21 protein-coding genes, 2 tRNA genes and 1 pseudogene are annotated in these 22,392 nt (G+C 64.4%); 11 read left to right on the forward strand and 13 right to left on the reverse strand.

The window, feature by feature from the left end:
- The 5 genes and pseudogenes from LCF60_RS16270 to pdxH all read right to left on the reverse strand — a co-directional run.
- Positions 1-875: pseudogene (locus LCF60_RS16270) on the reverse strand (vitamin B12-dependent ribonucleotide reductase); the annotation flags it as partial.
- Positions 876-1,413: 538 nt separating this feature from the next.
- A tRNA-Pro gene (locus LCF60_RS16275) sits at positions 1,414-1,490 on the reverse strand.
- A gap of 60 nt (positions 1,491-1,550) precedes the next feature.
- Positions 1,551-2,027 (reverse strand): DUF192 domain-containing protein, encoded by a 477-nt coding sequence (locus LCF60_RS16280; protein ID WP_292293182.1) that lies wholly within the window; start codon positions 2,025-2,027, stop codon positions 1,551-1,553.
- The gene (locus LCF60_RS16285; protein WP_292293233.1) at positions 2,006-2,530 is read right to left on the reverse strand and encodes a cold shock domain-containing protein; all 525 of its coding nucleotides are present in this window, start codon (positions 2,528-2,530) and stop codon (positions 2,006-2,008) included. Before LCF60_RS16285 ends, LCF60_RS16280 begins: the two co-directional genes overlap by 22 nt.
- 118 nt (positions 2,531-2,648) lie before the next feature.
- The gene (gene pdxH / locus LCF60_RS16290) at positions 2,649-3,254 is read right to left on the reverse strand and encodes a pyridoxamine 5'-phosphate oxidase (protein ID WP_292293184.1); all 606 of its coding nucleotides are present in this window, start codon (positions 3,252-3,254) and stop codon (positions 2,649-2,651) included.
- A 168-nt stretch (positions 3,255-3,422) separates the two neighbouring features.
- On the opposite strand from pdxH, the gene fabI reads away from it, so the two are divergent.
- From fabI to trpE, 6 genes are all read left to right on the forward strand, one after another.
- On the forward strand, positions 3,423-4,229 hold the full coding sequence (gene fabI / locus LCF60_RS16295) for an enoyl-ACP reductase FabI (RefSeq protein ID WP_292293185.1): 807 nt from the start codon (positions 3,423-3,425) through the stop codon (positions 4,227-4,229).
- A 6-nt stretch (positions 4,230-4,235) separates the two neighbouring features.
- Positions 4,236-4,838: a LysE family transporter gene (locus tag LCF60_RS16300; RefSeq protein ID WP_292293186.1), complete on the forward strand. Its 603-nt coding sequence runs from the start codon at positions 4,236-4,238 to the stop codon at positions 4,836-4,838.
- A 24-nt stretch (positions 4,839-4,862) separates the two neighbouring features.
- Complete coding sequence (gpt, locus tag LCF60_RS16305; protein ID WP_292293187.1) at positions 4,863-5,366, forward strand: xanthine phosphoribosyltransferase; 504 nt, start codon at positions 4,863-4,865, stop codon at positions 5,364-5,366.
- 118 nt (positions 5,367-5,484) lie between these two features.
- Positions 5,485-6,681, forward strand: a complete 1,197-nt coding sequence (locus tag LCF60_RS16310; RefSeq protein WP_292293188.1) for an aminotransferase — start codon at positions 5,485-5,487, stop codon at positions 6,679-6,681.
- A gap of 42 nt (positions 6,682-6,723) precedes the next feature.
- Positions 6,724-8,568, forward strand: coding sequence for a peptidyl-prolyl cis-trans isomerase (locus tag LCF60_RS16315; RefSeq protein ID WP_292293189.1), 1,845 nt, complete (start codon positions 6,724-6,726; stop codon positions 8,566-8,568).
- A 3-nt stretch (positions 8,569-8,571) separates the two neighbouring features.
- Entirely contained in the window at positions 8,572-10,086 is a 1,515-nt protein-coding gene (trpE, locus tag LCF60_RS16320; RefSeq protein ID WP_292293191.1) for an anthranilate synthase component I, read from the forward strand.
- Between the two features lie 197 nt (positions 10,087-10,283).
- On the opposite strand, the gene LCF60_RS16325 is transcribed toward trpE, so the two are convergent.
- Complete coding sequence (locus tag LCF60_RS16325) at positions 10,284-10,697, reverse strand: SufE family protein (RefSeq protein WP_292293193.1); 414 nt, start codon at positions 10,695-10,697, stop codon at positions 10,284-10,286.
- A 145-nt stretch (positions 10,698-10,842) separates the two neighbouring features.
- Between LCF60_RS16325 and LCF60_RS16330 the strand changes: the two genes are divergently transcribed.
- Positions 10,843-11,358 (forward strand): hypothetical protein, encoded by a 516-nt coding sequence (locus LCF60_RS16330; protein ID WP_292293194.1) that lies wholly within the window; start codon positions 10,843-10,845, stop codon positions 11,356-11,358.
- Here LCF60_RS16330 and rnd read toward each other — a convergent pair.
- From rnd to purM, 3 genes are all read right to left on the reverse strand, one after another.
- The gene (gene rnd / locus LCF60_RS16335) at positions 11,355-12,512 is read right to left on the reverse strand and encodes a ribonuclease D (RefSeq protein ID WP_292293196.1); all 1,158 of its coding nucleotides are present in this window, start codon (positions 12,510-12,512) and stop codon (positions 11,355-11,357) included. The genes LCF60_RS16330 and rnd overlap by 4 nt on opposite strands.
- Positions 12,513-12,604: 92 nt before the next feature.
- Entirely contained in the window at positions 12,605-13,198 is a 594-nt protein-coding gene (gene purN, locus LCF60_RS16340) for a phosphoribosylglycinamide formyltransferase (RefSeq protein WP_292293197.1), read from the reverse strand.
- Complete coding sequence (purM, locus tag LCF60_RS16345) at positions 13,195-14,241, reverse strand: phosphoribosylformylglycinamidine cyclo-ligase (protein ID WP_292293198.1); 1,047 nt, start codon at positions 14,239-14,241, stop codon at positions 13,195-13,197. The genes purN and purM overlap by 4 nt, the downstream gene beginning before the upstream one ends.
- Before the next feature lie 114 nt (positions 14,242-14,355).
- Between purM and LCF60_RS16350 the strand changes: the two genes are divergently transcribed.
- Positions 14,356-14,432, forward strand: a tRNA-Ile gene (locus LCF60_RS16350).
- 97 nt (positions 14,433-14,529) lie between these two features.
- Here the strand turns inward: LCF60_RS16350 and LCF60_RS16355 are convergent.
- From LCF60_RS16355 to LCF60_RS16365, 3 genes are all read right to left on the reverse strand, one after another.
- Positions 14,530-15,117: a peptidoglycan recognition family protein gene (locus LCF60_RS16355; protein WP_292293200.1), complete on the reverse strand. Its 588-nt coding sequence runs from the start codon at positions 15,115-15,117 to the stop codon at positions 14,530-14,532.
- A gap of 127 nt (positions 15,118-15,244) precedes the next feature.
- Positions 15,245-15,946: a CbiX/SirB N-terminal domain-containing protein gene (locus tag LCF60_RS16360; RefSeq protein ID WP_292293202.1), complete on the reverse strand. Its 702-nt coding sequence runs from the start codon at positions 15,944-15,946 to the stop codon at positions 15,245-15,247.
- 30 nt (positions 15,947-15,976) lie between these two features.
- Positions 15,977-16,744, reverse strand: coding sequence for an SDR family NAD(P)-dependent oxidoreductase (locus LCF60_RS16365; protein WP_292293203.1), 768 nt, complete (start codon positions 16,742-16,744; stop codon positions 15,977-15,979).
- Between the two features lie 192 nt (positions 16,745-16,936).
- Between LCF60_RS16365 and LCF60_RS16370 the strand changes: the two genes are divergently transcribed.
- Positions 16,937-17,866 carry a lysophospholipid acyltransferase family protein gene (locus LCF60_RS16370; RefSeq protein ID WP_292293234.1) on the forward strand — a complete coding sequence of 310 codons (930 nt, stop codon included), beginning with the start codon at positions 16,937-16,939 and terminating at the stop codon, positions 17,864-17,866.
- On the opposite strand, the gene LCF60_RS16375 is transcribed toward LCF60_RS16370, so the two are convergent.
- Positions 17,830-18,507 (reverse strand): DUF1223 domain-containing protein, encoded by a 678-nt coding sequence (locus LCF60_RS16375; protein WP_292293204.1) that lies wholly within the window; start codon positions 18,505-18,507, stop codon positions 17,830-17,832. The genes LCF60_RS16370 and LCF60_RS16375 overlap by 37 nt on opposite strands.
- A gap of 248 nt (positions 18,508-18,755) precedes the next feature.
- Between LCF60_RS16375 and acnA the strand changes: the two genes are divergently transcribed.
- Positions 18,756-21,545 carry an aconitate hydratase AcnA gene (gene acnA / locus LCF60_RS16380; RefSeq protein WP_292293205.1) on the forward strand — a complete coding sequence of 930 codons (2,790 nt, stop codon included), beginning with the start codon at positions 18,756-18,758 and terminating at the stop codon, positions 21,543-21,545.
- Complete coding sequence (locus tag LCF60_RS16385; RefSeq protein ID WP_292293206.1) at positions 21,542-22,273, forward strand: SDR family oxidoreductase; 732 nt, start codon at positions 21,542-21,544, stop codon at positions 22,271-22,273. The genes acnA and LCF60_RS16385 overlap by 4 nt, the downstream gene beginning before the upstream one ends.
- Positions 22,274-22,392 lie beyond the last annotated feature (119 nt).

Here is a 22,392-nt window from a genome sequence, read left to right on the forward strand (position 1 = left end):
TTGACCTTCCAGTTGATGAATTCCTCGATATCGGGGTGATCGGCATCGCAGATCACCATCTTGGCCGCGCGGCGCGTGGTGCCGCCCGACTTGATGGCGCCCGCCGCGCGGTCACCGATCTTGAGAAAGCCCATCAGGCCCGACGACTTGCCGCCACCCGACAGCGGCTCGTTCGCCGCGCGCAGCGAGCTGAAGTTCGTGCCGGTGCCGGAGCCGTACTTGAACAGGCGCGCCTCGCGGACCCAGAGGTCCATGATGCCGCCATCGCCGACCAGATCGTCCGAGACCGACTGGATGAAGCACGCATGGGGCTGCGGGTGCTCATAGGCCGAGGAGGATTTGGTCAGTTCGCCTGTCTTGTAGTCGACGTAGAAATGGCCCTGGCTCGGGCCGTCGATGCCGTAGGCCCAGTGCAGACCGGTGTTGAACCATTGCGGGCTGTTCGGTGCCGCTTTCTGGGTTGCCAGCATGAAACGCATTTCATCGAAATAGGCCTGCGCGTCTTCTTCAGTGGTGAAATAGCCGCCTTTCCAGCCCCAATAGGTCCAGGCGCCGGCCAGACGGTCGAACACCTGCTTGGAGGAGGTCTCGCCGGTGCGTTCGGTATCGTCACCCGCCGGGGCCGCGCGCCACAGGAAGCTGGGAACGCCCTTCTCCTTGATCTTCTTCAACGAGACCGGAACGCCCGCCTTGCGGAAATACTTCTGCGCGATGACATCGCTGGCCACCTGGCTCCAGGTGGACGGCACTTCGACATTATCCAGCTTGAAGACAACGGTGCCGTCCGGATTGCGGATTTCGGAGGTGGTCGAGACAAACTCGATCCCCGCATATGCATCCTGCCCCGCTTTTGTGAATTTTCTTTCGATTTTCATCGCACCCGGTCTCTTTTCTTATGTTACCCCATGGCCCTCTCGGGACCGCGAAAGACACGAGTTTACCGGGTCCGCGCGCGGCAATGCGTGCAGACGAAGCGCCTCAAGGCTTGTATCCGGTTTTCCCGTCCCTGCGTCGGTGTAAACACTACATATAGTGGTTTATCTATCCGACCTGCACAAATTGACGGAAAGCGAGGGCTCCCGTCAACACGTTTTTTACCAAGTTTGCCATAGATTTTGGGTTGACCGGCGGAGAAGACACAACCGCTGGTGATTCAACTGTGGATCAGGTCTGTATAGATCTGTGGATAAGCATCGGACCGGAATTTTCAGCGTTCCCAGAAAGTTATCCACAGGCTTTCAGAGGCAGCCCGAAGCCGGATCGCGCGATTTGGCGTGCCCAGCACGGGCGCCGCGACGAATCCCCGGATGGGTGCCCCTGTGGCGCGATGCACACGCACAACCGGCAACGCACATCGCACGCGCCCGAAAGCGCGGTGTGCCCGGAAAACAGCCAATCGAGTTGAAAGGAAAGTGGTCGGGACGGCAAGATTCGAACTTGCGACCTACGGTACCCAAAACCGTCGCGCTACCAGGCTGCGCTACGCCCCGACTGATGGCGTCGTTTAGCGGTCACTGTCAGGTTTGAAAAGCGGTTTTTTCCGACCGGCCTCAAGAGGCGCAGGCCCAGCTTGCGGTCTCGGCGGGAATCGCCGGATGCCGCATCTCGGTGCCCGGGTCGATGCCCAGCCGCTCCGCCATGCCGCCGTTGATCTCGAGCACGAACCGGATGCCGGATCCGCCTGGAATGGAGGTCAGATCGCCGGGCACCGCATTGTCATGCACCCGCTGCACCACGCCGGCCTCATCCGCAAAGATCATGTCCAGCGGAATGAGCGTGTTCTTCATCCAGAACGAGACACTTTGCGCGCGCTCATAGACGAACAGCATGCCCGCCATCGTCGGCATGTCTTCGACGAACATCAGACCCCGGCTGCGCGACTCCGGCGTGTCGACCACGTCGACGGTGAACCGCGCGCTGCCCCAGTCTCCCCTGAGGAAAACGGTGTCGTCGCGACAGACCTCTTCTGCAACTGCCTGCGACGCGATGATCGCAAGCGCTGCACTCAGGCCAATCCACTTTCCCATGCAAGAACCTCTACAGCCATACGCCCGCGACTGCTGCTGATCGACCGCAGCGCCAGGGCCTCACCCGGAAACAAATCCGAAAGCCCGGAACGGCGCAAGACCTCGACATGGATAAAGACATCCTCGCCCCGGCCAAACACATTGGCAAATCCGAATCCCTTGGCCTTGTCGAACCACTTCACCCGGGCCGGCTCCAGGGGGGCGGCCGCGATCTCGTCCGGCGACACACCACTGAAATCCTCCAGCGGCGCGATGTCGGGCATGTCCGGCGGCGTGATCCCGAGCACCTCGACCGCCTGCAAGCCACGGCTGGTGGTCTGCACGACCACATCTATCCGCGCGCCATCGGCGACCGATCCCTGACCGTAGTTTCGGAGCACGTTCGCATGAAGCAGTATGTCCGGCCCGCCCTCGTCGGCGACCAGAAAGCCAAATCCCTTGGCCGGATCAAACCACTTCACATGACCTGAGACGCGCGTGTCAGGTTTCTGTGATTGTTCCACGATTTCTTCCAACGTCAAATTCCCATCCCGGACTTCGTCCTCCCCGCCGGTGTTTGCAAGCCCAGACTCTAGGAAAAATATGCCGGAATGCCATCCCACATTTCACGTGACGTGAGCGTCAAGGATTTAATCGGCTGATTTTCCAAGACTCTTCGTTGGCAACACGTTCCCAGCGGAACCGGTCATGCAACCGGAACGCGCCGTCAGCCCAGAATTCTATCTCCGTCGGATGAATGCGGAATCCTCCCCAGAACGGTGGACGCGACGGATTTGTTCCCAACTTTGGCGTCAGCTTTGCCACTTCGGCCATCAGCTCCGTCCGCGAGGCCAGGGGCCGCGACTGTTTCGAGGCCCAGGCGCCAAGGCGGCTCTTCAGGGACCGGGACGCGTAATAGGCATCCGCCTTTTCGCCCTCTTCGCGGGTCACCGTGCCCCGCACCCGAATCTGACGGCGCAGCGATTTCCAGTGCACGACGAATGCCGCCTTGCCGGCCGCCCGGATCTCTTCTCCCTTCCGGCTGTCGTAATTGGTGTAGAAGACGAACGCGTCCGGCTCGATCTCTTTCAGCAGGACCATGCGCGCATTTGGCATCCCGTCCGCATCGACCGTCGACAACGCGATGGCGTTGGGATCGTTGAGCTCGGTCTGTTCGGCTTCGCTCAGCCAGGCGCGCGCGATCTCGAACGGATCGTCGCCCGCAAAAATCCCTGTGCGATCACTCATGTCAGTCTCCCGAAGATTGCGGCGCCAGGGCCACGACGCGCCCGGCCCGTCCACCATGCCTCGTGTCGGAAATGGAACGCAACCCGTGTCCGGCCACTCTCAGCCTTGCCGGGCCAGCGCCCATCGCCTAAACGAAGGGAACACAGACCAACAAGAGGCACCGGGACCATGCAGAGCGAAATAATGGCGGGAAAGCGCGGGCTTGTCATGGGCCTTGCCAATGACAAATCCATTGCATGGGGCATTGCCCGCGCCTTGGGCGAAGCGGGTGCGGAACTGGCCTTTTCGTACCAGGGCGACGCGCTGAAGAAACGCGTCGATCCGCTTGCGGCCAAGCTCGGGTCCGACATCGTCCTGCCCTGTGATGTCGGCGACGAAGCCTCGATCGATTCCCTGTTCTCGGACCTGAAGACCCGGTGGGACAGCCTTGACTTCCTGGTCCATGCGATCGGCTTTTCCGACAAGTCCGAACTGCGCGGCCGCTATGTCGACACCAGCCGCGACAACTTCCTGATGACGATGGACATCTCGGTCTATTCCTTCACCTCGGTGATGCAGCGCGCCGAAAAGATGATGACCAATGGCGGCGCGGCCCTCACCATGACCTATTACGGTGCCGAACGCATCATGCCGCATTACAACGTGATGGGTGTCGCCAAGGCGGCGCTTGAATCGTCCGTTCGCTACCTGGCCGAAGACCTCGGCAAGGACGGCATCCGCGTCAACGCGATCTCCGCCGGCCCGATCAAGACGCTGGCGGCCAGTGGCATCGGCGATTTTCGCTATATCATGAAGTGGAACGAGTACAATTCGCCGCTGCGCCGCAACGTGACCATCGACGATGTCGGCAAATCGGCGCTGTACCTGCTCTCCGATCTCGGCTCGGGTGTGACCGGCGAAACCCACCATGTCGATGCGGGCTACCACGTGGTCGGCATGAAGGCGGTCGACGCGCCGGACATCACCAAGGAATAACCGCCCGTGACCACGGCCCAGTTCGTCGCCTTCAATCTGACCCTGCTCGCCGCGATGGCGGCCCCCGGCCCGGCGCTTCTCTACGCGCTGCGCCAGTCGGTGGCGGGCGGATTCGCGGCGGGCGTGGCGACCGGGCTGGGCCTCGGCACGATGGCCGCCCTCTGGACCGGTGCCGCGCTTCTGGGCCTGAACGCGGTCTTTGCGCTGGTGCCCGTCGCCTATCTGGCGCTCAAGATCGCCGGTGCGCTCTACCTGATCTGGGTCGCGGTGACGCTCTGGCGCGACGCGACCCTTCCGGTCGCCGACAGCGCCCGTCCCGGCGCACGCGCCTTTCTCGGCGGGCTGCTGGTCAACCTGGCGAATCCCAAATCCGTGCTCTTTGCCGGCGCGGTGCTGGTGGTGATCTTCCCGCCCGACCTGACGCTGGCGCAGAAAAGCCTGATCGTGCTCAACCACCTGGCTGTCGAAGCCCTCGTCTACACGCTCTTCGCGGCCTTCCTGGCCAGTCCCCCGGCGCGCGCCGGATACCTGCGGCTGAAACCGAGGATCGACCGCGCGGCCTCCGTGGTCCTTGGCGCGCTGGGTCTGCGCCTGCTATTGGACCGCTGAACACATCTCCGAAAAGGAACCGAAATGACCGACCGCCTGCCCCATGAAAAAGGTTTCCATGTCAGCTGGGACCAGCTGCACCGCGACGCCCGCGCCCTTGCGTGGCGCCTGCAGGGCGAAGGGCCGGATGACGGGGCGTGGCGCGCCGTGGTCGCGATCACCCGCGGTGGCATGGCGCCGGCGATGATCGTCGCGCGTGAACTGGACATCCGCATGGTCGATACGATCAGCGTGAAAAGCTACAACCACCAGACCCAGACCGACCCGAAGGTGATCAAGTCTCCCGACATGGAGGTCGTCGGCGACGGCACCGGGGTGCTGATCGTCGACGACCTGGTCGATACCGGCCGCACGCTCGAAGTGGTGCGCAAACACATGCCCAAGGCCCATATCGCCACCGTCTATGCCAAGCCGATGGGCCGCCCGCAGGTCGATACCTTCATCACCGAGGTGAGCCAGGACACCTGGATCTTCTTCCCCTGGGACATGGCCCTGCAATATGTCGAGCCCTATCGCGGCACGGACTGACGGCCTGATCTTCTCTGGTTTGCAAATATCCCGGGGTGAGGCGCTCCGCGCCGAGGGGCAGAGCCCCTGAAAACGAACAAAACAGCGCGCCGCAGGCGCTCAATGGGATCCGACCGGCATGACCTCACGCACCCAGACCACGTTTGCCCCCCCGGTGATGGAAGCCCGCCGCTGGCTCGAGGGCGTCAGCTTCCCGGACAACCAACCGCTCATCAACGTGAGCCAGGCCGCACCGGTCGAGCCGCCCCCCGCGCCCCTGCGCGCCGCCATGGCCGAGGCGCTGGAACTGCCGGAAACGCATCTTTACGGCCCGGTGCTGGGCCTGCCCGCCTTGCGCGCCGAACTGGCCAGGCAATGGTCGGCGCATTACCACGGCACCGCGACGCCGGACCAGGTCGCCATCACCTCGGGCTGCAACCAGGCCTTCGCGGCCACCATCGCGGCGCTCTGCACCGAGGGCGATGAAGTCATCCTGCCAACCCCCTGGTATTTCAACCACAAGATGTGGCTCGACATGTCGGGCGTCACAGCCGTCCCGCTGTCCACCGGTCCGGACCTCGTTCCCGACGCACAGCACGCCCGTGCGCTCATCACACCCCGGACACGCGCCATCGCCCTGGTGACACCGAACAACCCCGGCGGGGTCGAATATCCTGCGGACACGCTGCGGGCGGTCTTCGATCTTGCCCGAGAGACCGGCATCAAGCTGATCGTCGACGAGACCTACCGTGATTTCGACAGCCGCCCCAGCCCGCCGCATGGGCTGCTGGCCGATCCGGACTGGCATGACACGCTGATCCAGCTCTATTCCTTTTCCAAGGCCTACCGCCTGACCGGCCACCGCGTCGGTGCGATCGTCGCCGGCCCTGCGCTGTTGTCCGAGGTCGAGAAGTTCCTCGACACCGTCACCATCTGCCCGTCGCAGCTGGGCCAGCGCGCGGCGCTCTGGGGGTTGCAGAACCTGGGCGACTGGCTGGCGGGCGAACGGGCAGAAATCCTCGACCGGCGCGCGGCGATCCACGACCACATGCCCCTGATCGAAGCGAAGGGCTGGCGGCTGATGGGATGTGGCGCCTATTTCGCCTATCTCGAACATCCCTTTGCCGACAGCAGCGCCACGCTCGCTCCGCGGCTTGTGCAGGACATCGGCGTCCTGGCCCTGCCCGGCACGATGTTCATGCCCGCCACCGACCCCGCCGGCGCGCGCCAGTTCCGCGTCGCCTTCGCCAATGTCGACCGCGCCGGGATCGAGGCGCTGTTTACGCGGCTGGCGAGCCTCGACTGGCCCCTTGCGACCCCCGGTTCCGCCGCGTAGACACGTCGCACGAAACCGCACTCACGCAAGGGGCACACCTGCATGGCCATGGGCAAAGGCAAGCTGTCGAAAACCTTCATCTGGATCCTGATGGGACTTCTCTTCATCGGTCTCGCAGGCTTCGGCGCGACAAGCCTGACCGGCACCGCCCGCAGCGTCGCGACAGTGGGCGACAAGGAGGTCTCGACCGAGGCCTATCTCCGCGCCCTGAGGTCCGAGATCAACGCCTATTCTGCACAGGTCGGCCGCGCCGTTTCGATATCGGAAGCACAATCGCTCGGGCTTGACCGCCAGGTTCTGGCCCAGCTGATCACCGCCCGCGGGCTCGACAACGAAGCCGCCCGCATCGACCTGTCGGTCGGCGACGCGGTCGTGGCCCAGCAACTGCTGGAGGTGCCGGCGTTCCAGGGTCCCGATGGCAGCTTCGACCGCGAAGCCTACAGCTTTGCGCTGCGCAACCAGAACCTGTCGGAAAGCGAATTCGAGGAGCAGCTGCGCGACGACACCGCCCGCACCATCCTGCAAAGCGCGCTGATCGCGGGCAACACGCTGCCCGACACCTATATCGACACGCTCTTGTCCTATACCGGCGAGACCCGCGATTTCACCTGGGCGCGGCTGACCGGCTCTGACCTGCAAACCGGCCTGCCCGAGCCGTCCGAGTCCGACCTGCAAGCCTATTACGAAGACAATATCGACCGCTACACCCTGCCCGAGCAGCGCGACATCACCTATGCGTGGATCACGCCCGAAATGATCATCGACACCGTCGAGGTCGACGAGGACGCCCTGCGCGCCGCCTACGAAGACCGCAGCGACCAGTTCAACCTGCCCGAGCGCCGGCTTGTCGAACGGCTGGTCTTCAGCACCCGTGAGGCCGCGCAATCGGCCCTGGACCGCCTGCAGGACGGCCTGAGCTTCGAGGCGCTGGTCGAGGAGCGCGGGCTCGAGATGGCGGATGTCGACATGGGCGACGTCACCCGCGAGACGCTGGACGAAGCAGCAGAGGGCGTGTTCGCCGCCGAGACCGGCGAGGTGGTGGGCCCGCTGCCATCCAATCTCGGCCCGGCGCTGTACCGCGTGAACGCCGTGCTCGACGCGCAGACCACCTCCTTCGAAGAGGCCCGCCCGGACCTGCGCAACGAACTGGCGCTCGACCGGGCGCGGCGCGTGATCGAAACGCTGGCGCAATCCATCGACGACGAGCTGGCCGCCGGGGCGACATTGGAAGAGATCGCCGCCACCACCGAAGCAGAGCTTGGCCAGATCAACTGGTACCCCGGCGCCGATGGCGACATCGCCGCCTATGACGCCTTCCGGGAGGCAGCAGCCGATCTGAACGAAGGCGATTTCCCCGAAGTCATGCAGCTTGGCGATGGCGGCGTCTTCGCAATGCGCCTGAACGCCATTCAGCCGCCGGCGCCGCAACCGCTGGAAGACGTGATCGACCGCGTCCGCCAGGGCTGGGACACCCGGCAACAGACCGAGCAGCTCATGACCCAGGCCGAAGACCTTGCCGCGCAGCTTTCAGAGGGCAGCAGCTTCGAGGATCTCGGTCTCGCGCCGCAGCAGGAATCCGACCTTGGCCGCAACGCGCAGATTTCCGATCTCAACCCGGCGCTGATTCCGGCCGTGTTCGAGATGGATCCGGGCGACATCCGCGCCGTGCCCGGCACCGGCGAGGTGACGCTGGTGCGCCTCGACGCCATCAACCCGGTGGACCGGTCCGACGGCGATGTCGAACGCCTCGCGCAGGCGCTGCGCAACCAGGCCTCGGGCAGCATCGCCGAAGATCTCTTCCGCGCCTTCGCCGGAGAGGTTCAGCGCCGCGCCGGGGTCGAGGTCAACCAGAGCGCCATCAACGCCGTCCACGCCGCCATCCAGTAGATCATGGCCAGCCTGACCCCCGATTTCGACAGCTTTGCCCGCGCCTTCGAGGCCGGACACAACCAGGTTGTCTACGCCCGCCTCGCCGCCGATCTCGACACGCCGGTGTCGCTGATGCTGAAACTCACCGGGGCAGCCAAGGATGCCTTTGTGCTGGAAAGCGTCACGGGCGGCGAAGTGCGCGGCCGCTATTCGATCATCGGCATGAAACCCGACGTGATCTGGCAGTGCCACGGCACCCGAAGCCGCATCAACCGCGCCGCCCGCTACGACCCCGACGCATTCGAGCCGCAGGACGGAGACCCGCTCACCACCCTGCGTGCCCTGATCGCCGAATCGAAGATCGACCTGCCCGACGACCTGCCACAGGCCGCGGCGGGGCTTTTCGGCTATCTCGGCTACGACATGATCCGGCTGGTCGAACACCTGCCCAACGTCAATCCCGATCCGCTGGGCCTGCCCGACGCGGTCATGCTGCGCCCGTCCGTGGTGGCGGTGCTGGACGGCGTCAAGGGCGAGGTCACCGTCGTGTCCCCGGCCTGGGTCGCCGATGGCGTGACCGCGCGCGCCGCCTATGCCCAGGCCGCCGAGCGCGTCATGGACGCCGTGCGCGACCTCGAACGCGCCCTGCCGCAACAGGCCCGCGAAATGGGCGACGCCGCCGAGATCGCGCCCCCGGTGTCGAACTTCACCCACAAGGGCTACAAGCAGGCGGTCGAAAGGGCCAGGGACTACATCCGCGCCGGCGACATCTTCCAGGTCGTGCCGGCGCAGCGCTGGACCCAGGATTTCCCGCTGCCGCCCTTCGCGCTCTACCGCTCGCTGCGGCGCACCAACCCGTCGCCCTTCATGTTCTACTTCAATTTCGGCGGTTTCCAGGTGATCGGCGCGAGCCCCGAGATCCTCGTGCGGGTCTTCGGCAACGAAGTCACCATCCGCCCGATCGCGGGCACCCGCCCGCGCGGCGCGACCCCGGCCGAGGACGACGCGCTCGAAGCCGATCTGCTGGGCGATGCCAAGGAATGCGCCGAACACCTGATGCTGCTTGACCTGGGCCGCAACGACGTGGGCCGCGTGGCGAAAATCGGCACTGTGCGCCCAACCGAGAAATTCATCATCGAACGCTACAGCCACGTCATGCATATCGTGTCGAACGTCGTGGGCGAACTGAGCGAAGAGCACGACGCCCTGTCCGCCCTTCTCGCGGGTCTGCCTGCCGGCACCGTGTCCGGCGCACCCAAGGTCCGCGCGATGGAGATCATCGACGAACTGGAACCGGAAAAGCGCGGCATCTATGGCGGCGGCGTCGGCTATTTCAGCGCCGGTGGGGACATGGACATGTGCATCGCGCTGCGCACGGCTCTGGTGAAAGACCAGAAACTCTACATCCAGGCCGGCGGCGGCGTTGTCTATGACAGCGATCCCGAAGCCGAGTACCAGGAAACCGTCCACAAATCGAACGCAATCCGGCGCGCCGCCGCCGACGCCGCGCGCTTTACCGGCAACGGCAACGCCTGAAACGACCGGTGATCGGGGGGCTCTGCCCCCGCCGCGCTGCGCGCGTCTCCCCCGGGATACTTGCAAACCGGAGAAGATGGGGGACGGTCCTGTTTTCTCCGGTTCGGAAATATCCCGGGGGTTTGGGGGCAGAGCCCCCAACGGCGGGACGACCCGCAGGGGCGGACCGCTGAACCTGCACGCCGCAGGCGTTCGATTCAACTTGAAGAGGCGCGCGCAAACCCTTGCAAACGCTCGATCATCGCGCGCAGGCCGTTCGACCGCTGCGCCGACAAGTGATCGTTCAGCCCCAACCGGCCCAGTTCGGCGCGCGCGTCGATGGCGGCGACCTCAGCTGGCGGCAAGCCGTTGTAGAGCTTGCGCAGGACGGCGATCAGGCCGTTGACGATCATCGCATCCGACTCGCCCTCGAACTGCACCCGGCCGGCATCGATCTGCGGATGCAGCCAGACTTGGCTGGCGCAGCCTTCGACCTTGGTGGCGGGCACTTTCAACGCCTCGGGCAACGGCTCCATCGCCTTGCCGAGTTCGATCACCATGCGGTAGCGGTCTTCCCAGTCATCGAGAAACTCGAAATCCTCGACGATGTCTTCAAAGGCTTCGCTGGCCATGCGGCTCTCCGGTCATTCGCTGTTCATGCAGTGTGGTTTCCGAACACCTAGGCAGAGCGGCGCAAAACGTCCAGCCCGGGCTTGACGCTTTTCAACGGCGGCGCAATCGGTTACGTCGAAAGGGCTAGAGGCAAAAGGACCGACCATGCGCAAACCCGTGACGCTTCTGATCCTTGCAACCGTCGCATTGACCGGCTGCGCCGCGATAAACGAGTCGCGCTTCAATCCGCTCAACTGGTTCGGATCGAGCCAGCCCGACCCGGCGGCGATGGATGTCGCCAATGCCGAGGTGAATCCGCTGATTCCGCAGCGGCGCATCTCGATCTTCCGCAGCAGTCAGCCCGAAGCCTTCCAGGGCCAGCCCGTTGCCGAGATCACCGAACTGCTGGTCGAGCGCCGTCCCGGCGGGGCGATCATCCGGGCCACGGGCCAGGCCAGCCGCGCCGGTCCCTTCGACGTGCGCCTGATAGCCGACACCACGGGCGAGGACCCGTCGGCGCTGGTGCTTGATCTCAAGGCGCTGCAATCGCTGGGTCCGCGCAATGTCGGACCGCGCGCGCGGCAGGTCACGGTGGCCCGGTGGATCACCGATCAGGACCTGCGCGGCATCCGCGCGATCACCGTGCGCGGCGCCACCAATGCCAGGACCGTGCGCCGTTAAAGCTCGATGATTTCGACGGACTTGCCCTTCGCGGCAAGCGCCACGCGCCCGTCACACAGACGCAGCGCATCGTCGCCGAACACCTCGCGCCGCCAGCCGTGCAGCGCGGGCACATTGCGGTCCCCGCAGGCCAGCGCATCCAGTTCGGCCGAGGTGGCGATCAGCTTGGACGCCACACCCGAGCTTTCCGTCTTGGCCTTGAGCAACACCCGCAGAAGGTCTGCCAGCGCCGGGTTCACCTGCGGCGACGGGCGGGCCGCGTCGGGCGACGGCAACTGATCCTTGGGCAGGCTCTGGGCGTGGTGCACCGCTTGCAGGATCCCGTTGGCGATCTCGCCCTTGCGCGCCTCGCGCATCAGGAGCCGGGACCGCCCCAGCTCGGCCATGTCCTTGGGCTTGGTCGAGGCCAGTTCGACCAGCGCATCATCCTTGAACACCCGGCTGCGCGGCACGTTGCGCTCCTGTGCATGGATCTCGCGGAACCTGGCCAATTCCTTGACGATGGCCAGGAACCGCGGCGCATTGGACCGGGTCTTGACCCGCATCCACGCATCTTCGGGACGGGTGACATAGGTTTCCGGCGCCAGCAAGGTGGCGATTTCCTCTTCGACCCAGCGGTCGCGCCCGGTCTCGGCCAGCTTCTTGCGCAGGAATTCGTAGATCACCCGCAGATGGGTCACATCCGCCAGCGCGTAGGTCATCTGGCTGTCCGACAGCGGCCGGCGCGACCAGTCCGTGAAGCGCGACGACTTGTCGAGCGATTGCCTGGCGATCTTGCGCACAAGGGTCTCGTAGCCGACCTGTTCGCCAAATCCCGCAACCATCGCGGCGACCTGGCTGTCGAAGAGCGGTTTCGGGATCACGCCGTGATCGATGTAGAAGATCTCGAGGTCCTGCCGCGCCGCGTGGAACACCTTGACCACGTCCGGGTTGCGGAACAGATCGAGCAGCGGTTCGAGCGACAGCCCTTCGGCCAACGGGTCGACCAGCGCCGCGTCGGTCTCGCCATCGCCGCGATAGGCCAGCTGGACAAGGCACAGCTTGGAATAATAGGTCCGTTCCCGCAGGAACTCGGTATCTACGGTCACGTAGGGTGTTTGCGCCGCGCGCTCGCAAAACGCGGCCAAGTCTGAAGTCGTGGTGATGATGTGCATAATTCGGGTCGTTCGTTATTCTTTTGAGTGCTGCACCCCAGCACGGGTATAGACGAAAAGCCAGGGCTTGCCTAGCGTCGGGGCCTCTGCCGTCAAGGCAGGTCGATGCGGTTGCGGTTTCCTTCGGCAAAGCGCCTGAGGACCAGCGGATAGAGCCGGTGTTCCTGCACCAGCACACGGGCGGCCAGGTCCTCTGCCGTGTCATTCGGTTCGATCGGCACCCGCGCCTGTCCCAGAACCTGCCCGCCATCGAGTTCGGCGGTGACCTCGTGCACGGAACAGCCCGCCTCTGCATCCCCCGCGTCAATCGCGCGTCGATGCGTGTGCAGGCCCTTGTATTTCGGCAAGAGCGACGGATGAATGTTCAGCATCCTGCCCTGCCAGCGCGTCACGAAGCCTTCGGTCAGCACCCGCATGAAGCCCGCAAGGCAGATGATGTCGGGCCGCGCCTGATCCAGCACCGTGTTCAGAGCCGCTTCAAAGGCCGGACGATCCGACCCGAAGGGCCGGTGATCCACCACGGCCGTCGGAATGCCGCGCGCCCTGGCCTTGTCCAGCCCGCCCGCATCGGCGCGGTTCGACAGCACCAGAACGGCGCGCGCCGGGTGATCGCCGGTCATGTCCTGGGCGAGCGACACCATGTTCGACCCGCTACCCGAAATCAGGATCGCAACGCGTTTCGTCAAAGCAGCGCGCCCGTATAGGCCACACCTGCCGAGCCGGTCACGGTGCCGATCTCGGACACGGTTTCACCCGCCTCTTCCAAGGTGGCTTTCAGCGCTTCTGCCGTGTCAGGCGCCACCACGAGGATCATGCCGATGCCGCAGTTGAAGGTCTTGAGAAGTTCCGTCTCTGCCATGCCGCCGGTCTGCGCCAGCCACTGGAACACCGGTGGCAGATCCCATGACGCGAGGTCGATCTGCGCGCCAAGGCCGTCGGGCAGAACGCGCGGCAGGTTCTCGGTCAGACCACCGCCGGTGATATGGGCCAGCGCATGCACACCGCCCGACCTGACCGCTGCCAGTGCCTGTTTCACGTAAAGCCGTGTCGGCGTCAGCAGAGCCGCGCCCAGCGATCCTTCAGCCCACGGACATTGCGCGTCCCAGCCAAGACCAGACAGCTCGACCAGCTTGCGCACAAGGCTGTACCCGTTGGAATGCACGCCATCCGAGGCCAGCCCCAGCAGCACGTCGCCCGCGGCCACATCCCTGGGCAGGTCGCTGCCCCGCTCCATCGCGCCCACGGCGAACCCTGCAAGATCGAAATCGCCCGCTGGATACATGCCCGGCATTTCCGCCGTCTCCCCCCCGATCAAGGCACAGCCCGACCGGGCACACCCCTCGGCGATGCCTTCGATCACCCGCGCTGCCGTGTCGGTGTCCAGCTTTCCGGTTGCGAAATAATCAAGAAAGAACAAAGGCTCCGCACCCTGACAGACCAGATCGTTGACGCACATCGCAACAAGGTCGATGCCCACGCCATCCACATGGCCCGTATCAATCGCAATGCGCAGCTTGGTGCCCACGCCATCGGTCGCCGCCACCAGCACCGGATCGGTGAACCCCGCGCCCTTGAGGTCGAACAGCGCGCCAAACCCGCCAAGCCCCGACATCACACCCGGCCGCGCCGTGCGCTTGGCCGCGGGTTTGATCCGCTCGACCAGCGCATTGCCCGCGTCGATATCCACACCCGCATCCGCGTAGGTGATGCCGTTCCTGCCGTCTGTCATTGCGCGCCCTCCGAAGGTCGCGGCTGCCTTAGCGCAGGCGGTCAGACGAGTCCATCATCCGCGTGCCGCACCTCTTGACGCGCCCCGGCGGTCTGCTACTGAAACACACATGGCGGGCCTGTAGCTCAATTGGTTAGAGCAGAGCGCTCATAACGCTTTGGTTGCGGGTTCAAGTCCTGCCGGGCCTACCATGTTCGCCTTTCCTGGCAAGAACGGCGCGACTTCGGTGTAAATCGCGCACCGAAAGCTCGACAGATCGCGAAGGCGATTTTTCAAACGCCAATCCGTTCATAACATGACCGGCAGCGGCAGGCTTGTGAAGTGATGGCAAAGCCGAATCTTCTGCATGTACCCAGCCCAGTCCCAGTTCGGCCCCGGACAATTGTGGTTCGTGGTGGCTATTTCCTGGTGTCCCAGGATATGAGTTCGGTCCAGAGGAATCGCATATTTGTTGCAGAGATAGCGCACAAGCACCGCTGAGGACCAATACTGGATGTCGGTCGGACTTTCGCCACTCCGGTTGCTGGCGCCATGCTCGATCCCGATGCTTCTGCGATTTGCGCTTGATCCCGCGTGATGGGCGCGATCCTTTTCCTTGACCATCTGGTATACCTCACCGTCCTGACCGACGACATAGTGGCTGGACGTTCTGTTGGCGTTCTCCGACGTCGCAAAGGTGCTCACCGCGCTCGAGATGTTCACGCCACCCGTGATGTGGATGACGACGCGGTCAATGTCAGCCGGGCTGCGGTTTGATTCCGTGAAGTTGGTCGTGGCGGCAGGAACGAACCCTTCCGCCCAGATATATTCCGCGCTGTGACCACGGCGCGCATAATGGCCTGAATCCAAGGCTCTTTTCCACCAGGGTTTCGCCATTGGAGATCTCCTGAAATGCATGAAATAAAAACAAGAATGGCGAGCCCCGCCGATGATTGTCAATTCCTTGTTGCGGGACATGGCATGGCATCAGCGGATTGGCGCTGCCGGAGACGGAAAGGTCGGATCAGGAACGGTACCCTGCCCGCCAGAGCAGCGCATCGGCGATCATCTTGGGCACGTCCGGGTGCAGGCCAATGGGGTCGAGCACGATGCCCTCGAATCCCGACGCCGCCACCGCCTCTGGCAGGTCGTCCAGCACGTGCCCCCGCCTGGCGGCAAAGAACGGCAGGCAGATGGCGTTTGACCCCAAGCCCGACAGCGCATCGGTCAGCGACGGGTCTTCCTCGACAAAGCCGCAGCGGACGGAACGCGGGCCGAAATCCGTTGCCACGCGGTCTGCAAAGGCGCGGGTCGCCTCGGATACGCGGCGCGACTTGCCGGACCCGTGTCCGGCGATCACCAGGTCCGTGTCGGACGGTTCAAGCGTCCGATCCGTACAGACCTGCCGCAGCCAAGTGGCGGCGAGCATCGGCAAGGTGCAGTCCAGACCGAAGCTGACCAGTTGCGGGCCAGCCCCGTCCGCCAGCCGTTTCGGCAATTGCACCTGCGTGAACCAGCCATCTGCCATGAACATCGGGTAGATCAACGCGCCGGGGCGCTCTGCCGACAGCGCCTCGATCCGGCCCTCCGCGGCCAGCGTCACCCCCTCGATCCGCGCGTCTGGCAGATGCGCTGCCACCGCGGCGGCCAAAGTCGCGATCTCGGCCTCGCCCGCACCGGGGGCCGAGGGTTGGCCGTGGCTGACGATCAGCGCGTCGAAGGACATGGGAAACTCCGCGTTTGTGTGCCGGAAATCCTAGCGCGGCGCCATGCGGATGGCACCATCCAGCCGGATCACGTCACCGTTGAGCATCTGGTTCTCGACGATATGGCGCACGAGTTGGGCATATTCGGACGGCCCCCCGAGGCGCGACGGGAACGGCACCTGCGCACCCAGGCTGTCCTGCACTTCCTGCGGCAGTCCTTCGAGCATCGGTGTCTTGAACAGCCCCGGAGCAATGGCGCAGACACGAATGCCCAGCTGCGCCAGATCCCGCGCCATCGGCAGGGTCATGCCCACCACGCCCCCCTTCGAGGCGGCATAGGCCACCTGCCCGACCTGGCCCTCATAGGCCGCAACCGAAGCGGTGTTGACGATCACGCCGCGTGACCCGTCTTCGTCGAGCGGGTCGTTCCCGGCCATCAGCGCCGCCGCCTGCGAGGCCACGTTGAAGGTGCCGATCAGGTTCACGCCGATCGTGGTGGCAAAGGTCTGCGCGTCATGCGCGGCACCTTTCGAGACGGTCTTGGCCGCCGGGGCGATGCCCGCGCAATTGACCGCGACATGCAGCGCCCCGTGACGGTCCCTGATCTGCGCCATGGCGTCGGACACGCTGCTCGGGTCGCTGACATCGGTCTCGATGAACAGGCCATCCAGCCGCGAGGCGGTCTCGGTGCCGGTGGCTGCATTGCGGTCGAGGATGACGATCCGGGTACCGGCCTGCGACAGGGTTTCCGCCGCCGCCGCGCCCAGGCCGGAGGCGCCGCCCGATATGACGGCCACGATGTCTTGCGTGATGTTCATGCGCTCTGTCCTTTTCTGGCCTCTTGCTGGCGTTTGCGATCATTACGCGGCACGGCGCGCCGATGACAACCCTGCCCCGCACGGCGACTGCCGCGCCAAGCCCGTTGCAACGGGCTTTGACACGCGATTTCGAAATCGCGTATCAAGCGCCTTCGAAGGCGCTTGACCGCCGACATTCCGAGCAGGTTTTCCTTGGCCACGAAGAAGAAGACGCGCAAACACATTTCCGGTGGCTGGCAGGATTGGGCCACCGACCGCGTGCTGCGCGGTGCGATCTGGTGCGCGCTGCGCCTGCCGATCCGGGCGCGGCTGTGGCTGATGGGGCGCCTGGTGCGCCATGTGGTGGCCCCGCTCGCCGGCTACCGCAAACGCGCCGAGGACAACCTGGCCCATGTCTGGCCCGACATGGGCGTGACCGAGCGCCGCCACCTGGCCGACCTGGTGGCCGACAATGCCGGGCGCACGATGATCGACAATTACGATGTCGACGGGCTGATGCGGCGCATGGCGGACGCGGACATCACCGGCGACGGCGTAGAGGCGATCGAGCAGGCCCGCGCCGAGGGACGCCCGGTGCTGTTCGTCACCGGCCATTTCGGCAATTTCGAAGCCCCCCGCGCCGCCCTGGTCGCGCGCGGGTACCGGATCGGCGGGCTTTACCGGCCGATGTCGAACCCGTTCTTCAACGCGCATTACGCCGCCAACATGCACGCCCTGTCCGATCCGGTCTTCGAACAGGGTCGGCGCGGCACGATGGGGCTGATCAAGCATATCCGCGAGGGCGGCATGGGGGTGCTGCTCTTCGATGTCTATGACAGCGCGGGCACCCCGATCGACTTCATGGGCCAACCGGCCCCCACGCTCACCTCGGCGGCGGATATCGCGCTCAGGACCGGCGCGGCGCTGGTGCCGTTCTTCGGCATCCGCAAGCCCGATGGGGTCAATTTCGACGTGGTGTTCGAGGCCCCTGTTCCGCATGGCGACCCGGTCGACATGATGCGCGATGTGACGGCCCGGCTGGAGGCCCGGATCCGGGAGAATCCCGCCCAATGGTTCTGGATTCACCGTCGGTGGAAGCCCGGACGTCAGCGCAAGCGCGCGGCGGCCCGGATCGGGCCGTAGCCCTTTTCCTGCACCAGCACGACGATCGGCGACGCGCCCGAGACCGGCACCGTGGCCGACAGGGGCGATTGCCCGTTCCAGTCGCCGATATCGGACCATTCGGTCACGATATGGCTATATGCCAGCGTCTTGCCGGCATTCTCGCCCCGTGGAATATCGACCGAGGCCGATGGCGTGTAGCGCACGAGGATCACATCCGTGTCTGCCAGGTCCTGCTCTGCCGGGGCCGAGATCGACAGCGTGTCCCCCGACCGTTCGATGGTCAGCGGCACCGCAAGTCCCTTGGCCGCCTCTGCCTGCACGAGGTCGGTCACATCCATCGGACGGTTGCCCGCAACCTCGCGAACGCCGTTCACGACCATCTGCGGCGTGTAGATCATCCGCTTGTCGAAGACATGCGCATAGCCCTTCTGGCGCTTGGTAAAACCTGACAGGGCGAACTTGTCCTTCCAGCCGATGTAATCCCAGTAATCGACATGCAGCGCCAGCGCGATCACGTTTTCGCGGCTGCCCAGGCGGGCCAGCATTTCGTCCGCTTCCGGGCAGGAGGCACAGCCTTGAGAGGTGAAGAGTTCAACGACGACAGGCGTCTGCTCGGCACGTAGCGCGGTTGCGTTCACACTCGTCAGGAGTGCCGTCATGAGTGCCAAGAGCCTGTTCATCGTGTCGCGGTCCTGCCCGTTATCTGTCCCCTGAATGTCTAGACAGGACCGATTGAAATAACCAATCAAGGTTTTGCGAGAGCCGCGCGACCGGTCCGATCCCGGTGTCGCCGAAAGAATTGTGTGCAATAGTATACCAAAAACGTCGCACCCCCCTTGATCGACTCCGTGGCATGGGGCAGATAGCAGGCAGAATTCCATGCCTTATTGCTTCAAGGAGCCCTGTCATGCCCATCACAGTTGGTCAGGACACAGCCAAGACCCGCAAGACATTGACGGTCAATGGCCAGTCCATCGCCTATTATTCGATCCCCGCGGCCGAGGCGGCGGGATTGGGAACATTCTCTGGCCTGCCCGCCTGTCTCAAGGTTGTTCTGGAGAACATGCTGCGCTTCGAGGACGGCAAGACCGTCACCGTCGAGGACATCAAGGCGTTCTCGGACTGGGCCGACAATGGCGGCAAGGGCGAGGTCGAACTGGCCTACCGTCCGGCGCGCGTGCTGATGCAGGACTTCACCGGCGTACCTGCCGTGGTCGACCTGGCGGCGATGCGCGACGGGATCGTGGCGCTTGGCGGCGATCCGGAAAAGATCAACCCGCTGAACCCGGTCGATCTGGTGATCGACCACTCGGTGATGATCGACGAATTCGGCAACCCGCGCGCCTTCCAGATGAACGTGGACCGCGAATACGAGCGCAACATGGAGCGCTATACCTTCCTGAAGTGGGGTCAGTCGGCGTTCAACAACTTCCGCGTCGTGCCTCCGGGCACCGGCATCTGCCACCAGGTGAACCTTGAATATCTTGCCCAGACCGTCTGGACCGATACGGACCAGAATGGTGAGGAAGTCGCCTATCCCGACACGCTGGTCGGCACCGACAGCCACACCACCATGGTCAACGGCGCCGCCGTTCTGGGCTGGGGTGTCGGCGGGATCGAGGCCGAGGCCGCGATGCTGGGTCAGCCGATCTCCATGCTCATCCCCGAGGTTGTCGGCTTCGAGCTGACCGGCGCGATGATGGAAGGCACCACCGGCACCGACCTTGTTCTCAAGGTCGTGGAAATGCTGCGCGAAAAGGGCGTTGTCGGCAAGTTCGTGGAATTCTACGGCGCGGGGCTCGATACCCTGCCGCTGGCGGACCGCGCGACCATCGCCAACATGGCGCCCGAATATGGCGCGACCTGTGGCTTCTTCCCGATCGACGACGAAACCCTGCGCTATCTCAAGACAACCGGCCGCGACATGGACCGGATCGCGCTGGTCGAAGCCTATGCCAAGGAAAACGGCTTCTGGCGCGATGCCGATTACGCGCCGGTCTATACCGACACGCTGCACCTGGACATGGGCACCATCGTTCCGGCGATTTCCGGTCCCAAGCGCCCGCAGGACTATATCGCGCTCGACAAGGCCGCGACGGCGTTCGGCGAATACGTCAAGGGCATCCGGTCCGGCAAGGATGCCACCCCGATTGCCGAAGGCCGTTGGGAAGGCGAAGGCGGCGCACCGGAACCGACCGAGATTCCCGGCGACGAAGGCCACCACAGGCGCGGCTATGTCCAGACCGAGGACGGTCATTACCAGCTGCATGACGGATCGGTCGTGATCGCGTCGATCACCTCCTGCACCAACACGTCGAACCCCTACGTGATGATCGGCGCCGGCCTCGTTGCCCGCAAGGCGCGCGAAAAGGGCCTGACCCGCAAGCCGTGGGTCAAGACATCGCTGGCCCCCGGTTCGCAGGTCGTGTCCGCCTATCTCGAGGCGGCAGAGCTTCAGGACGACCTTGACGCCATCGGCTTCAACCTCGTCGGCTATGGCTGCACCACCTGTATCGGCAACTCCGGCCCGCTGGCCGAAGAGATCAGCAAGTGCATCAACGACAATGACCTGATCGGCACATCGGTCCTGTCGGGCAACCGCAACTTCGAAGGCCGGATCTCGCCAGATGTCCGCGCCAACTACCTCGCCTCGCCGCCGCTTGTCGTGGCCTACGCGCTGGTGGGCGACATGAATGTCGACATCGCCACCGCACCGCTGGGCCAGGACCAGGACGGCAACGATGTCTTCCTCAAGGACATCTGGCCGACCCAGGCCGAGATCGCGGAACTGGTCGAACGGACCGTCACGCGAGAGGCGTTCCAGTCGAAATATGCCGATGTCTTCAAGGGCGACGAGAAATGGCAGGGTGTGGAAACCACCGACGCCAAGACCTATGACTGGCCCCCCAGCTCGACCTACGTGCAGAACCCGCCCTATTTCCAGGGCATCACGATGGACACCAAGAAGATCGAGAACATCGAGGGTGCCAAGGTTCTGGCGCTTCTGGGCGACATGATCACCACCGACCACATCAGCCCGGCTGGTTCGTTCAAGGACACCACCCCTGCGGGTCAGTACCTGATCGAACGCCAGGTGCCGCAGCGCGAATTCAACTCCTACGGATCGCGCCGGGGCAACCACGAGGTCATGATGCGCGGCACCTTCGCCAACATCCGCATCAAGAACGAGATGCTGGACAATGTCGAAGGCGGGTACACCAAGGGCCCCGATGGCGATCAGACCTCGATCTTCGACGCGGCGATGGCCTACCAGGAGGCGGGCACGCCGCTGGTGATCTTCGGTGGCGAACAATATGGCGCGGGGTCATCGCGGGACTGGGCGGCCAAGGGCACCGCGCTTCTGGGCGTCAAGGCCGTGATCGCGGAAAGCTTTGAACGTATCCACCGGTCGAACCTTGTCGGCATGGGTGTGATCCCGTTCGAGTTCACAGGCGGCGACACCCGCAAGTCGCTGAACCTGACCGGCGAGGAAACCGTGTCGATCCACGGTCTCGACACGATCACCCCGCTGGCCGAGGTGCCCTGCACCATCACCTATGCGGACGGCACCGAGACCGAGATCACGCTCAAGTGCCGGATCGATACCGGGATCGAGATCGAATACATCGAGAACGGTGGCGTCTTGCACTACGTGCTGCGCGACCTCGCCGGCCGCGACACGGTGGCGGCCGAGTGATTGATGCGCCGCTGACACTCGTAACCGGCGGCAGCGCCGGGATCGGGGAAGCGATTGTAAGAGAGCTTGGAAAGGCGGGCCATCGGCTCGCCTTTTCTTATCACACCAACTCGGACGCCGCTGCCGAAATGGTAAATGCCTTGACGGCTGACGACATCGAGGCGCGGGCCTATCACGCAGACCTGAGCTCGCCCGGGGCCGGACACGCCTTGGCGCATGCCGTACTCGATGCACAAGGCTGCGTGACACATCTCGTCAACAATGTTGGTCCGGGCGCGGCCACACCGTTTGGTCCAGGGCTTGCACAGCTGGCTACGGAAATGTTCCAGCGCAATGTCGCTTCCGGTCTCGAACTGGCCGAGATACTGGTACCGGAGATGCCCAAAGGCGGAGCCATCCTCAATATCTCGAGTCTGAACGGTCGCCTGCCGCCAGCGCGGGTGTCGGCCTTCGCAGCGTCAAAGGCGGCGATGGATGCCATTACCAAGGCTCTTGCTGCCGAATTGGGGCCTTGTGGTATCCGCGTTCTCGCTGTGGCCCCCGGGCCTATCGAACGAGACGACGCACCGCGACCGGATGACATCCGGGCAAAGATCGCCTCGAAGACAGCCTTGCCCCGGTTCGGAGCTGTTGAAGATGTGGCTTATATGGTGCGCTTTCTGCTGTCGGACAAAGCCGGGTTCGTCAGCGGGGAAATTATCGGGGTTCATGGCGGCTGGATCACCTGACTCAGGCCGTCCCGTCCGCGATCCGCCTTCAATATGGGCAAGCTGCCCGGCAAACTGCCCGAAATCTGAAAAACGAATTCATTTTTGGTTCAAGTTGTCGCAGGTGACGGCTTGCCCCC

Origin of the sequence: Marivita sp., from assembly GCF_020055635.1 — a bacterium.
Classification (GTDB): domain Bacteria; phylum Pseudomonadota; class Alphaproteobacteria; order Rhodobacterales; family Rhodobacteraceae; genus Marivita.